The 13,816-nt window shown below is 37.1% G+C and carries 12 protein-coding genes; 10 read left to right on the top strand and 2 right to left on the bottom strand.

Annotated features, from left to right (window positions below):
* Positions 1 to 239: 239 nt before the first annotated feature.
* Positions 240 to 1,016: a sporulation transcription factor Spo0A gene (gene spo0A / locus RVS70_RS04580; protein WP_026681103.1), complete on the top strand. Its 777-nt coding sequence runs from the start codon at positions 240 to 242 to the stop codon at positions 1,014 to 1,016.
* 319 nt (positions 1,017 to 1,335) lie between these two features.
* Here the strand turns inward: spo0A and RVS70_RS04575 are convergent, their stop codons facing one another.
* Both RVS70_RS04575 and RVS70_RS04570 read right to left on the bottom strand, forming a co-directional pair.
* Positions 1,336 to 2,682: an aspartate kinase gene (locus RVS70_RS04575; protein ID WP_026681102.1), complete on the bottom strand. Its 1,347-nt coding sequence runs from the start codon at positions 2,680 to 2,682 to the stop codon at positions 1,336 to 1,338.
* Between the two features lie 138 nt (positions 2,683 to 2,820).
* On the bottom strand, positions 2,821 to 3,069 hold the full coding sequence (locus RVS70_RS04570) for a DUF2627 domain-containing protein (protein ID WP_026681101.1): 249 nt from the start codon (positions 3,067 to 3,069) through the stop codon (positions 2,821 to 2,823).
* Positions 3,070 to 3,208: 139 nt separating this feature from the next.
* On the opposite strand from RVS70_RS04570, the gene RVS70_RS04565 reads away from it, so the two are divergent.
* The 9 genes from RVS70_RS04565 to RVS70_RS04525 all read left to right on the top strand — a co-directional run bounded on the left by RVS70_RS04565 (position 3,209) and on the right by RVS70_RS04525 (position 13,815).
* A complete protein-coding gene (locus tag RVS70_RS04565; protein WP_026681100.1) occupies positions 3,209 to 5,272 on the top strand; it encodes a sigma-54-dependent Fis family transcriptional regulator in 2,064 nt (687 codons plus the stop codon).
* Positions 5,273 to 5,389: 117 nt separating this feature from the next.
* Positions 5,390 to 6,304, top strand: coding sequence for a phosphate butyryltransferase (gene yqiS / locus RVS70_RS04560; RefSeq protein ID WP_026681099.1), 915 nt, complete (start codon positions 5,390 to 5,392; stop codon positions 6,302 to 6,304).
* 11 nt (positions 6,305 to 6,315) lie between these two features.
* Complete coding sequence (gene bcd / locus RVS70_RS04555; protein ID WP_026681098.1) at positions 6,316 to 7,410, top strand: branched-chain amino acid dehydrogenase; 1,095 nt, start codon at positions 6,316 to 6,318, stop codon at positions 7,408 to 7,410.
* A gap of 31 nt (positions 7,411 to 7,441) precedes the next feature.
* Positions 7,442 to 8,521, top strand: a complete 1,080-nt coding sequence (gene buk, locus RVS70_RS04550) for a butyrate kinase (RefSeq protein ID WP_026681097.1) — start codon at positions 7,442 to 7,444, stop codon at positions 8,519 to 8,521.
* A gap of 24 nt (positions 8,522 to 8,545) precedes the next feature.
* Complete coding sequence (lpdA, locus tag RVS70_RS04545) at positions 8,546 to 9,967, top strand: dihydrolipoyl dehydrogenase (RefSeq protein WP_026681096.1); 1,422 nt, start codon at positions 8,546 to 8,548, stop codon at positions 9,965 to 9,967.
* A 23-nt stretch (positions 9,968 to 9,990) separates the two neighbouring features.
* Positions 9,991 to 10,983, top strand: coding sequence for a thiamine pyrophosphate-dependent dehydrogenase E1 component subunit alpha (locus RVS70_RS04540; RefSeq protein WP_026681095.1), 993 nt, complete (start codon positions 9,991 to 9,993; stop codon positions 10,981 to 10,983).
* 16 nt (positions 10,984 to 10,999) lie between these two features.
* A complete protein-coding gene (locus tag RVS70_RS04535) occupies positions 11,000 to 11,983 on the top strand; it encodes an alpha-ketoacid dehydrogenase subunit beta (protein ID WP_026681094.1) in 984 nt (327 codons plus the stop codon).
* A 20-nt stretch (positions 11,984 to 12,003) separates the two neighbouring features.
* Positions 12,004 to 13,275: a dihydrolipoamide acetyltransferase family protein gene (locus tag RVS70_RS04530; protein ID WP_026681093.1), complete on the top strand. Its 1,272-nt coding sequence runs from the start codon at positions 12,004 to 12,006 to the stop codon at positions 13,273 to 13,275.
* Between the two features lie 108 nt (positions 13,276 to 13,383).
* Complete coding sequence (locus tag RVS70_RS04525) at positions 13,384 to 13,815, top strand: BrxA/BrxB family bacilliredoxin (RefSeq protein WP_026681092.1); 432 nt, start codon at positions 13,384 to 13,386, stop codon at positions 13,813 to 13,815.
* The last annotated feature ends 1 nt before the right edge of the window (position 13,816 follow it).

Here is a 13,816-nt window from a genome sequence, read left to right as displayed (position 1 = left end):
TTTCTAATAATCCGAAAACTTTTGTCCAATCTTTATTAAATGTGGTATAATTAGGTAAATATTTTTCGACATGAGTGTCTATAAATATCGAATCATATCGTAAAAAGGAGAAAACATGAGTAAATTAAAGAAAATATTAAAAAAACCAAAGTTTTTTAAATAAAAAAAGGATATTTAGCAATTGTGTAGAATATGTAAAATAGTGAAAAGTTTTGTACTACATAAAAGGAGGAGCTTTTGTGGAAAAAATTTCAGTATGTTTGGTCGACGACAATCGGGAATTAATTCAATTAATGGAGGATTATTTCGAAGAACAGGGAGATATTGAGGTGATCGGAACGGCATATAATGGGAGAGACTGTCTAACAATGCTAGAGGAATTAGAACCGGATGTATTAGTGTTAGATATTATTATGCCACATGTAGATGGTCTTGCTGTATTAAATACGATACGTTCTTCATCTGGAAAAGTACCTCATGTTATTATGCTTACAGCGTTTGGACAGGAAGAGGTAATGAAGAAAGCCGTAGACTTAGGAGCATCTTATTTCATTTTAAAGCCATTTGATCTAGATAATTTATCAGAGCAAATCAGGCAAGTACAAGGTCATAATGCAATATCTACTGGTGTGTCAAAAGTGAATCGTAAAGAGAAGAAAAAACAGGATTTAGAAGCAAGTATTACCAATATTATTCATGAAATTGGTGTCCCTGCTCACATAAAAGGCTACATGTATTTACGAGAAGCGATAACGATGGTGTATAATGATATTGAATTATTAGGTTCAATTACCAAGGTACTATACCCTGATATTGCAAAAAAATATAATACAACAGCATCCCGAGTAGAACGAGCTATTCGCCATGCTATCGAAGTGGCTTGGAGTCGTGGGAATATTGATTCCATTTCCGCTCTATTTGGTTATACCATAAGTATTACAAAGGCAAAACCTACCAATTCTGAGTTTATTGCGATGGTTGCCGATCACTTACGACTTGAGCATAAAGCCAGTTGAACGATTTATTATAATAAATTGTAAGCATACTTTAGGGTAGTCCAAAATAACCGTAGACTCCTTTAGGCAGAAGAGTGTTTTTTACGTGCGAAGTATTGTTGCTGAAGGCTTTCCTATCCAGAGAGACAGTACGAGTCCGAAAGAAATTGCTAACTGAGGAGGCTATGGGTCATTCTCGCGGAAAGCGAAGCATGTTGACGAGGGATGAATGAACTATCTGTCACCACAAAATCCACAAACCAAAAACCCGAACTTTATCTATAAAGTTCGGGTTTTATATCGCTAAAAATGCTTTCGACCCATTCTTTTGTTAGTGTTTTTATTCAAAAAAGACATGGTACAGTGACTTTACAGCTTTATCTAAGTCTTCAGCTTTGATACCGAACATCATCGATACCTCAGATGAACCCTGGTTAATCATTTCGATATTTACATTAGCACTTGCAATAGCTGTTGTTGCTTTTTGTGCAAGGCCAATGGTTCTAACAAGACCCTCTCCAACAATCATAATCATAGCTAAGTTTCGATGAATGGAAATTAAATCTGGATGTAAGTCTGCTTGAATTCTTTGTAATATTTTTTTTTCTTTTGCAATTGGCAGCCCACTTTCACGAAGAATGATAGACATATCATCAATACCTGAAGGTGCATGTTCAAAAGAGATACCCTCATCCTCAAGAATATGAAAAAGCTTTCTACCAAAGCCAATTTCTCTGTTCATCAAATACTTGCTAATATAAATACTACAGAAGCCTGTATCACTAGCAATTCCAACAACACACTTCTCGCTTGGTTTCTTTTCAGAAACAATATATGTACCAGGTGCTTCTGGGTTATTCGTATTTTTTATACATACAGGTATTTCATCTTTGTATGCAGGAATTAATGCTTCATCATGGAAAACAGAAAAGCCAGCATAGCTTAACTCACGCATTTCTTTATAAGTTAATGTAGTGATCTTTTGAGGATCTTTCACGAACGCCGGATTGACGGAAAATACAGAATCAACATCAGTAAAATTTTCATAAAGACCCGCTTTGACTCCTGCAGCTACAATGGATCCAGTTATATCTGAACCTCCACGAGAGAAGGTTATTAATTTTCCATTTTTCGTATACCCGAAGAAACCTGGTATTACTAAAACTTCTTCGCTGTCTCTAAGATTGTAAATTTTTTCATAACTTTCAGGTAATATTTTTGCATTTCCTGGTTCATTACTTACTAAGATACCTGCATCTTGGGGGTTTACATATTTAGCTGAAATACCAATATGATTAAGGTAAGCACTTAAAATTTTTGCCGAACTATCTTCACCTATCGATTTCAATGCATCCATTTTTTCTGGGTCTGAATTTTTACTATGCAAAATAGATTGGATGGACTGAGAAATACTTTCAAGAATTTCTCCTGATATATTTAATTCCTCGACAATTTCATTGAAGCGTTGCATGATAGGGTAGACATATTCATCTGTTTGTCCATTATTACAATGCACTTCACCTAATTCAATCAGCATGTCAGTTATCTTCCTATCTGATTTGAATCTTTTTCCTGGAGCTGACACTACAATAAATCTTCTTTGAGGATCAGCTTTTATAATATTCCCTACTTTCCTTAATTGTTCTGCATTTGCTACAGAACTCCCCCCAAATTTTGCTACTTTCACGCTAATTCCTCCCGATGATATTTTTAATTAAAATCATAACATAAATTCAGTTTTTTTTGCACATTGCGAAAGGTGAAAGAATTTGTTTATTTAGGATGAAAAAATAAAAGATGGGAAAAATATCCCATCTCATGTTACTTATTCATCCTCTATTATTTTTTTCTGCTCTTGCTTTAAGCGTTGCCTTTTACGGTCTCGATGTATAATAAATCCGCCGATAAAGGCAATTCCAGCAAGAAATAAAATAAATCCAACAAAAAATTGCACACCTGTATAAATGAAAATCGGATAAAAGGAATCAAATAATGCATCTCGCATAAGCTTTATTCCGATTGCAGATATGACTCCAGGAATGAATAATGTGAGTGCGGCGATGATTCTAATCATTATATTTCCCCTTATGTATGCTCTTTCTTAAGTATAGCAGAAGATTATATAAAAAGGAATTAGTGGAGAGAATCGGTTTGCTAAATCGTGCAGACTGACGTATCATAGTACTATGCAAAAAAATGCAAGGTGGGATGAAATGAAGCGGGTACTAATTGTTGGTGCTGGTAAAGGTGGGAGTATCCTTCTAAATATCTTATATGCTACACAGACAATGAAAATAGTAGCAGTAATTGATACAAACAAAGATGCGCCTGGCTTAAAGTTAGCTAGAAAATATAACATCCCAGTAGGCGTGGAGTGGACAAGTTGGATTCATCAGGATATTGATATAATAATTGAAGCAACTGGTGACGATCAGGTATTAGACAAATTAATTGAGCTACGAAATCGAAAAACGGTAGTTATTCCTGGAAGTGTCGCATATATTATTTCCGAATTATTTGATGAGAAGGAAACATTGTTGGAGAAAGTGAAGCTTCAGATGCGTAATCAAGCACTCATTTTAAATAATATAAGAGACGGCATGATTGTTATTAATAATGAAGGAATCGTTACGTTTGTCAACAAAGGCGCTGAAAAAATTGTAGGGAAAGAGAAACGAGAATTTGAAGGTAAGTCGATCGAGAGTGTAATTGCAAATACAAGGTTGCCGAAGGTATTACGTAATCGACGTAGAGAGGTTAATCAAAAATTAACGCTGGAAAATAAAAAACAAGTTATTACAACGCGAATACCGATTATTAATGCAGATGACTTATTAGTTGGTGCTTTTGCAGTATTTAAAGATATTACGGAAGTCATGAATTTGGCTGAAGAAAACACAGACCTAAAAGAAATTAAAACGATGTTGGAGGCGATTATTCATTCTTCTGATGAGGCAATTAGTGTAGTAGATGAAAATGGCTTTGGGATTATGATCAATCCAGCATATACAAGAATCACTGGATTAGAAGAATCAGATGTTATAGGCAAACCAGCTACTACAGATATTTCTGAGGGAGAAAGCATGCATATGAGAGTACTTCAGACTCGAAGAGCTGTCCGAGGTGCTACGATGAAAGTTGGCCCTAAAAAGAAAGAGGTATATGTGAATGTAGCTCCAATTATTGTGGATGGAAAAATGAAAGGTAGCGTTGGTGTACTTCATGATGTTTCCGAAATACACGCACTGACAACTGAGTTAAAGCGAGCAAGACAAATTATTCGGAATTTGGAAGCGAAATATACCTTTGATGATATTATCGGAACCTCTTCTGAAATGAAATTAGCCCTAGAGCAAGCTAAAGTAGGGGCAAAAACACCAGCAACTGTTTTACTTCGTGGTGAATCAGGAACAGGTAAAGAGTTATTTGCCCATGCTATACATAATGAGAGTGACCGCAAGCACCATAAATTTATAAGAGTCAATTGTGCCGCCATTGCAGAATCCATTTTAGAAAGTGAATTATTTGGATATGAAGAAGGGGCTTTTTCAGGAGCTAAGCATGGTGGCAAAAAAGGCTTATTTGAGGAAGCGAATTATGGAAGTATATTCCTAGATGAGATTGGCGAACTTTCTTTAAATATGCAAGCAAAATTATTACGAGTACTTCAAGAAAATGAAATTGTAAGAGTAGGTGGCACACAACCAATATCAATTAACGTTAGAATAATTACCGCCACAAATGTAAATTTAGAGAAAGCGATCATGGCGAAAACATTTCGTGAGGATCTTTATTATCGCTTAAATCGATTACCCATTTTCATTCCCTCCTTAGAGGAAAGATTGTCTGATTTACCGGTCTTAACGGAGCATATTATTTTGAAGATTAATCAAGATTATGGGAGAAATGTTCGGTTTGTCTCAGATGAAGTATTAGCTGAATTAAAGAGATACCATTGGCCAGGTAATATCCGAGAGCTCGAGAATGTGCTTGGACGAGCAATGATATACATGGATATGAATGAAGAAATCATTAAGCTAAAGCACCTTCCAGAATTAGCAACAAAGACGGAGAGTATTTCCCATCATAGCGAACAGCTTACGACTGATTTACCGTTACAAAAAGCTGTTGAACATTATGAAAAACAATATATACAACACGTTTTTGAAAAAAATCATTACAATAAAACGAAAACAGCAAAAGATCTCCATATTTCGATAAGAAATTTATACTATAAAATGGATAAGTATAAAATTGAAAGAAATAACCTGCAATAATTTGCATTGTTGCAATAATTTGCATTGTGGTTGCACTACAAATTGAAGCGTTTTCATTGTTTGTAGGTTGGCACGGTTTTTGCTTAATTATATTTGGGGCAGAGATAGGAGGTATGTATGGAATCGTTAAACGAATTAAAAGCTAAAGTAAAAAAAGGAAGAAAGCGAACCGTATCGGTGGTAAATGCGGCTGATAAGGAAGTGCTTCTGGCAGTGAAAAAAGCACTCGAAGAAGATTTATGTACTTTCTTGCTATTTGGGGATGAATCGAAAATAACCGAATTAGCAACTGATATAGGTTTAATACCTAGTCAATGGAATAGCGACATGACTATTCGTCATGTAGAAAATAATCATGAGGCTGCTAAGCAAGCAGTTCTCTCTATAAATGATAAGGCATCAGATATCCTTATGAAGGGGAAAATAGCTACAAAAGATATCTTGAAAGCTGTATTAAATAAAGCATATGGCCTTCGTGCAGGAAAAGTATTATCTCATGTCGCGCTTTTTGAAATCCCTAATCAGCAAAAAGTAGTGTTTCTAACAGATGCAGCTATGAATATTGCGCCAGATTTACAACAAAAGGTTGAGATTATTCAAAACGCAGTTCAAGTTGCTAGCGCTGTTGGTATTAATGTCCCGAAAGTTGCTGCTATCACTCCTGTTGAGGTGGTAAACGAGGCTATGCAGTCGACGATGGATGCTGCTGTATTAACCCAAATGCAACAAAGAGGCCAAATAAAAGGATGTCTGATTGACGGTCCATTAGCTTTTGATAATGCAGTGTCGTATCAAGCAGCTCAGCAAAAAGGGATCAAATCAGAGGTAGCTGGTAATGCAGATATACTATTAGCACCATCTATAGAAGCGGGAAATGCACTATACAAGTCTTTTGTTTATTATGCTAATGCAAAAGTGGCAGCTATTATCAGTGGTGCAAAAGCACCGATTATACTTACATCACGAGCAGATTCAGCTGAAAGTAAAGTATATTCACTTTCTTTAGCTCTTGTATCAGCTCATACATTTTAGGAGGAATAAACATGGAACTATTTACTTATATGGAAAAATATGATTATGAACAATTAGTATTTTGTCAAGATAAAAATTCTGGTTTAAAGGCTATTATCGCTATTCATGATACAACTTTAGGGCCAGCTCTTGGTGGAACAAGAATGTGGACATATAAATCGGAAGAAGAAGCGATTGAAGATGCATTACGCTTAGCTAAAGGTATGACATATAAAAATGCTGCAGCTGGATTAAATTTGGGCGGTGGAAAAACAGTAATTATTGGTGATCCAAAAAAAGATAAGAATCCAGAAATGTTTCGGGCATTTGGAAGATATATTCAAGGATTAAATGGAAGATATATTACGGCGGAAGATGTAGGAACTACTGTTCATGACATGGATTTAATTCATATGGAAACAGATTTTGTAACAGGTATTTCTCCAGAATCAGGTTCATCTGGTAATCCATCTCCAGTAACAGCGTATGGTGTTTACAAAGGAATGAAAGCTGCTGCAAAAGAGGCATATGGTGATGATTCTTTAGAAGGTAAAACCATTGCAATCCAAGGAATTGGTAATGTAGCTTATGCACTTTGCGAATTTTTACATGAAGAAGGGGCTCAATTAATTGTTACAGATATAAATAAAGAAGCAATTAATCGAGCTGTTGAAGCTTTCGACGCAACAGCTGTTGATCCGGACGATATCTATGATGTTGACTGTGATATTTACGCTCCATGTGCATTAGGAGCTACAATTAATGATGATACAATCTCTAGATTAAAAGCGAAAGTCATTGCAGGCTCAGCCAATAACCAATTAAAGTCTTCAAAGCATGGAGATATTATTCATGAACAAGGAATCGTTTATGCTCCTGATTATGTCATTAATTCTGGTGGTGTAATAAATGTAGCGGATGAATTACATGGTTATAATCATGATCGCGCAATGAAAAAAGTGGAAACCATTTACGACAGTCTACAAAAAGTATTTGCTATTTCCAAAAGAGATAACATTCCAACCTATGTAGCGGCTGATCGGATGGCTGAGGAGAGAATTGAGTCTGAACGTAATTCTAGAAGTCAATTCTTGCTGAATGGACATCATATTCTTAGTAGAAGATAAGGTACAACTTAGACAACGGAGGTAAAATGTATTGCTAGCTAAGTTTAGAAATCTTGTGATAAACCCTGGCTCTACTTCTACAAAGATAGGGGTTTTTGATAATGAAACATGTATTTTTGAAAAAACAATTCGTCATCAATCCGATGAATTAAACCAATTTCCATCCATTATCGAACAGCATATGTATCGAAAACATATCATTCTTAATCAGCTTGATTATGAAGGGATAAATATATCTAAATTAAGTGCTGTCTGTGCTCGCGGCGGATTACTTCAGCCGATCGAGGGTGGAACATATGAAGTGAACGAGCAAATGCTAACTGATTTGCGAATTGGCTATAATGGTGAACATGCCTCCAATTTAGGGGGCATCATAGCAAATGAAATTGCTCTAAACCTTAATATTCCTGCATATATTGTTGATCCAGTCGTAGTCGATGAACTTGCGGAAATTGCTAGGTATTCTGGTTTTTCTGAAATACCAAGAAAGAGTATTTTCCATGCTTTAAATCAGAAGGCAGTTGCTAGAAAAGTCGCAAATGATATGAATAAACAATATGAGGATTTGAATTTCATAGTAACGCATATGGGTGGTGGCATAACTGTCGGAGCACATCAACGTGGGAAAGTAGTTGATGTAAATAATGGGTTACACGGAGAGGGACCATTTTCACCGGAACGCGCAGGTACTGTACCAGCAGGGGATTTAATTGCACTTTGTTTTTCAGGGCAATATTATAGAGAAGAAGTAATGAAAAAGATTGTAGGGCAAGGTGGAATGATGGGTTATCTTCATACAAGTGATGCCATCGAGGTAGAACGACGGATTGCTTCAGGCGATGAAAAGGCAAAGGAAATATATGAAGCAATGGCTTATCAGGTAGCTAAGGAAATAGGTTCCATGAGTGCAGTGTTATCAGGGGACGTTGATCGAATTGTTTTAACTGGAGGCCTTGCACATGGAAAATCGTTTACTGAGTCGATTATTCGACGGATCAATTGGATAGCTGATACGGTTGTCTACCCAGGCGAAGATGAGCTACAAGCTTTAAATGCTGGTGTTCTTCGGATACTCAGAGGGGAAGAAATAGCAAAAACGTACCCTAATTAGAATTTGATAGAGGAGTGTTGAAAAATGGCTAAGGATTACGATTTGGTAATACTTGGAGGTGGTACTGGCGGCTATGTAGCAGCCATAAGAGCCTCTCAGCTAGGGATGCAAGTAGCAGTTGTTGAAAAGGGAGAATTGGGTGGTACATGTCTCCATCGTGGTTGTATTCCGTCAAAATCATTATTGCGAAGTGCTGAAGTCTATAAACAAACTAAAAACGCTTATGAATTCGGTGTGGAAACGAAGGACACAAAGCTTGATTTCACGAGAGTTCAAAAAAGAAAAGGAGCTATTGTCGATCAGCTTCATCAGGGTGTCCAAGGGTTAATGAAGAAGGGGAAGATTGATGTTTATAATGGATACGGAAGAATACTAGGACCAAGTATATTTTCTCCGATGCCCGGAACGATTTCTATTGAATATGCGAATGGTGATGAGAACACCATGCTAGTTCCAAAAAATGTTTTGATTGCAACTGGATCTACTCCAAAAACGTTGCCTGGTTTAGATATTGATCATAAAACGGTATTAAACTCTGATGACGCATTACAGTTAGAAGAGCTACCAAAATCAATTATTATTGTTGGTGGAGGCGTTATTGGCATAGAATGGGCGTCGATGCTGGCGGATTTTGATGTGGAAGTAACTGTCATTGAATACTTAGAAGATATTCTACCTTCTGAGGACACTGCTGTTGCCAAAGAAGTAGAAAGATTATTGAAGAAAAAAGGAATTAATTTTGTCAAAGGTGCAAAAGTACTAGCTGATACACTTTTAAAAGAAGATGGAGTTCAAATTGAAGCAGAAATCAATGAAAAACATCAACGCTTTCATGCAGAGAAAATGCTTGTTTCTGTAGGTAGGAAAGCAAATACAAATAACATTGGCTTGGAAAATACAGATATTATTGTAGAGAACGGATTTGTCCAAACGAATTCATTCTATCAAACAAAGGAAGCACATATTTACGCAATTGGTGATGTGATTGGTGGTATGCAGCTAGCGCATGTTGCTTCCCATGAGGGAATTGTCGCTGTGGAGCATATGGCTGATCAGAACCCAATGCCAATTGATTATTCACAGGTAGCGTCATGTATCTATTCTAGTCCAGAAGCAGCAAGTGTAGGTTTAACTGAGAAACAAGCAAAAGAAAATGGATATGAAGTTAAAATAGGCAAATTTCCTTTCCAGGCAGTTGGTAAAGCACTGGTTTATGGTGAAGCTGATGGCTTTGTAAAGATAATTGCAGATAAGCAAACGGATGATATTTTAGGTGTACATATGGTAGGTCCTCATGTGACTGATATGATTTCAGAAGCTGGCCTTGCTAAAGTGCTGGACGCTACACCTTGGGAAGTGGGACACACCATCCATCCACATCCAACTTTAGCAGAAGTGATTGGTGAAGCTGCACTTGCAGTAGATGGTAAACAAATACATGGTTAATTTATAAAAGGAGGGACTAAGTGATGGCACAAAATCGCCACAAAGCTTTAGGGCTTACAGATGAAATGGTATTAGAAATGTATAAAACAATGCTCTTAGCAAGGAAAATTGATGAAAGAATGTGGTTGTTAAATCGAGCCGGTAAAATCCCATTTGTTATATCATGTCAGGGACAAGAGGCAGCACAAGTAGGGGCTTCTTTTGCATTAGATCGGAAAAGTGATTATGTTGCACCTTATTATCGTGATATGGGCGTTGTATTGGCCTTTGGGATGACAACGAAGGAATTGATGCTATCTGGGTTTGCCAAGGCTGAAGATCCCAATTCTGGTGGTCGTCAAATGCCAGGTCATTTTGGGCAGAAGAAAAATCGAATTCTGACAGGCTCGTCTCCTGTTACGACTCAACTTCCCCATGCAGTTGGCGTAGCCCTTGCTGCTAAAATGAAAAAAGAACCGATTGTTTCATTTGTTACACTAGGAGAAGGCTCATCTAACCAGGGGGATTTCCATGAAGGTTTAAATTTCGCAGGAGTTCACGACTTACCTGTTATTACAATGGTAGAAAATAATAAATATGCTATTTCGGTTCCGATTGAAAAACAAATCGCAAGTAAAAATGTAGCTGACCGGGCACAAGGCTATGGAATGCCTGGATATACTGTAGATGGTAATGATCCACTTGCTGTTTATGAGGCTGTGAAAGCTGCACGGGACAGGGCTTTAGCTGGAGAAGGTCCAACGTTAATTGAAGCGGTGTCCTATCGGTTAACTGCACATTCAAGTGATGATGATGATAGATTATATCGTGAAAGTGAAGAAGTAGATGAAGCAAGAAAGAAAGATTCTGTTATTACCTTTGCTAAGTATTTGAAAGATGAGGGCATATTAACAGAGGAAGTAGAAAAACAAATAAATGATGCAATTAATGCGGAGGTTAATGAGGCTACAGATTATGCTGAGAATGCGGACTATGCGCCTGCCGAAGATGCTTTAAAATACGTGTACGAAGAGTAGAAAGGGGGAAATTGTCATGCCAGTAATGTCATATATCCAGGCAGTAACAACTGCTTTGAAAGAAGAAATGAAACGAGATGAAAATGTATTTGTTTTAGGTGAAGATGTAGGTAAAAAAGGTGGCGTATTTCGTGCTACTGATGGACTATTTGAAGAATTTGGAGAGGAACGTGTTTTAGATACACCATTAGCGGAATCTGCTATTGCAGGTGTTGGAATTGGTGCTGCAATGTACGGGATGAGGCCTGTAGCTGAAATGCAATTTGCTGATTTTATCATGCCAGCTGTAAACCAAATAATATCAGAGGCAGCTAAAATTCGCTATCGCTCAAATAATGATTGGAATGTACCAATGACGATTCGTGCTCCCTATGGAGGCGGCGTGCATGGAGCATTATACCATTCCCAATCAGTTGAATCGGTATTTGCCAATCAGCCTGGGCTAAAAATAGTGATGCCATCAACACCATATGATGCTAAAGGATTATTAAAGGCTTCTATTCGTGATAACGATCCAGTATTGTTCTTTGAACACAAACGTGCATATCGTTTATTAAAAGGAGAAGTACCCGAGGATGACTATGTATTACCGATTGGTAAAGCTGATGTGAAACGTGAAGGCTCAGATATTACCATTATTACGTATGGGTTATGTGTTCATTTTGCGCTTCAAGCGGCTGAAAAGCTAGCGGAAGAGGGTATTGATGCTCATATTCTAGATTTAAGGACAGTATACCCACTGGATAAAGAAGCCATTATTGAAGCTGCTAAAAAGACAGGCAAGGTTTTACTTATAACCGAGGATAATAAAGAAGGTAGTATTATCGGTGAGGTAGCAGCAATTATAGCAGAAAATTGCCTGTTTGATTTGGATGCGCCAGTTCAACGACTTGCTGGACCGGACGTACCAGCAATGCCATATGCGCCAACAATGGAAAAATATTTTATGATTAATCCAGACAAAGTGGAAAAAGCAATGCGGGAACTTGCAGAATTTTAATTAAAGGAGGTAGACCACAAATGGCGAAAGAAAAAATTAATATGCCACAATTGGGTGAGAGTGTTACAGAGGGGACGATTAGTTCTTGGCTCGTTAATGTTGGAGATAAAGTGAATAAGTATGATCCTATTGCTGAAGTAATGACAGATAAAGTAAATGCAGAAGTGCCATCCTCCTTTACTGGAACAATTAAGGAATTAGTTGCTCAAGAAGGGGACACCATTGCAGTTGGAGATTTAATGTGTTATATCGATACGGAAGCAAGTAGTGCTGGTGCCGCAAAAGGTTCAGAACCGAGCAAGGAGAATAAGCAGCAAACCGATATGGACAGCTCTAATGATGCAAAAGATCAGTCTATGAAAAAACGTTATTCTCCAGCTGTATTACGAATGGCGCAAGAAAATAATATAGATCTTGAACAGGTAGAAGGCACAGGTAAAGCAGGTAGAATTACTAGAAAGGATATCGAAAAGCTAATTTCTTCTGGTAAGATACCAGCTCCTACAGAACATGACAATAAAGCTGTAACACCAACTGTTGAAAATAAACAAGCAAAAGAATCTCCGTCGAAACCACAGCCGACTATGCAAACAGGTGATATCGAAATCCCAGTTACAGGAGTGCGTAAAGCGATCGCCCAAAATATGGTTCGATCTAAACAAGAAATTCCTCATGCTTGGATGACTGTTGAAGTAGATGTAACAGATCTTGTTACATACAGAAATAAAATAAAGGATTCGTTCAAGCAAAAAGAAGGCTACGGATTAACATTTTTTGCATTTTTTGTGAAAGCTGTAGCTCAAAGCTTAAAAGAATTCCCACAACTAAATAGTACATGGGCAGAAGATAAGATTATTCAGCGTAAGGATATTAATTTATCGATCGCGGTAGCGAAAGACGAAGAATTATTCGTGCCTGTGATTCATCATGCAGACGATAAAAGTATAAAAGGAATTGCTAAGCAAATTCATGAACTAGCAATAAAGGCAAGAACTAACAAATTAACTGGCGATGATATGAAGGGCGGTACATTTACCGTTAATAATACTGGTTCCTTTGGTTCTATCCACTCCATGGGCGTTATCAATCATCCACAGGCAGCAATTTTGCAGGTTGAATCTATTGTGAAGCGACCAATGATCGTTAATGATATGTTTGCAGCTCGTGACATGGTTAATTTATCCTTATCTTTAGATCATCGTATATTGGATGGTCTTGTTTGCGGCAACTTCCTCGCACGTGTGAAAGAAATTTTAGAGAATATGAATGAAAATACAATTAATGTGTATTAGAACAATATAATTCCTTGTTCGGAGAACGTATTTAATTGAAATATCAAACTGATGCTGGTATCCTATCTATAGTATAAAAGTTACTTCAAGTGAGGGGTTTGATTTTTAATGGATTTTAACATATTTATGAATGATGTTGTAGATGCTGCGCGTAAGGATATTAGAGAGGCTGGTTATCAAGAACTAACAACACCTGAAGAAGTGGATCAAGCACTTACTAAAGAGGGTACAACGTTAGTAATGGTTAATTCAGTATGTGGATGTGCTGGTGGAATCGCAAGACCAGCTGCTGCTAATTCCATACATTATGATAAACGCCCAGATCAATTAGTGACAGTATTTGCTGGCCAAGATAAAGAAGCAACAGAAAAAGCAAGACAATATTTTGAAGGTTATCCACCTTCTTCACCTTCATTTGCCTTTTTGAAAGATGGTAAAATAGTAACCATGTTAGAACGACATGATATTGAAGGACATAGTGCTATGGATGTCATAAGTAAGCTTCAAACGATATTTGATAAGCATTGTGAAGAAGTCTAAA

The organism is Virgibacillus sp. M23 (assembly GCF_034190895.1).
Lineage (GTDB): Bacteria > Bacillota > Bacilli > Bacillales > Amphibacillaceae > Virgibacillus > Virgibacillus salarius.
The sequence above is the reverse complement of the archived record's forward strand: the minus strand, read 5'-3'. Positions and strand labels throughout refer to the sequence as shown.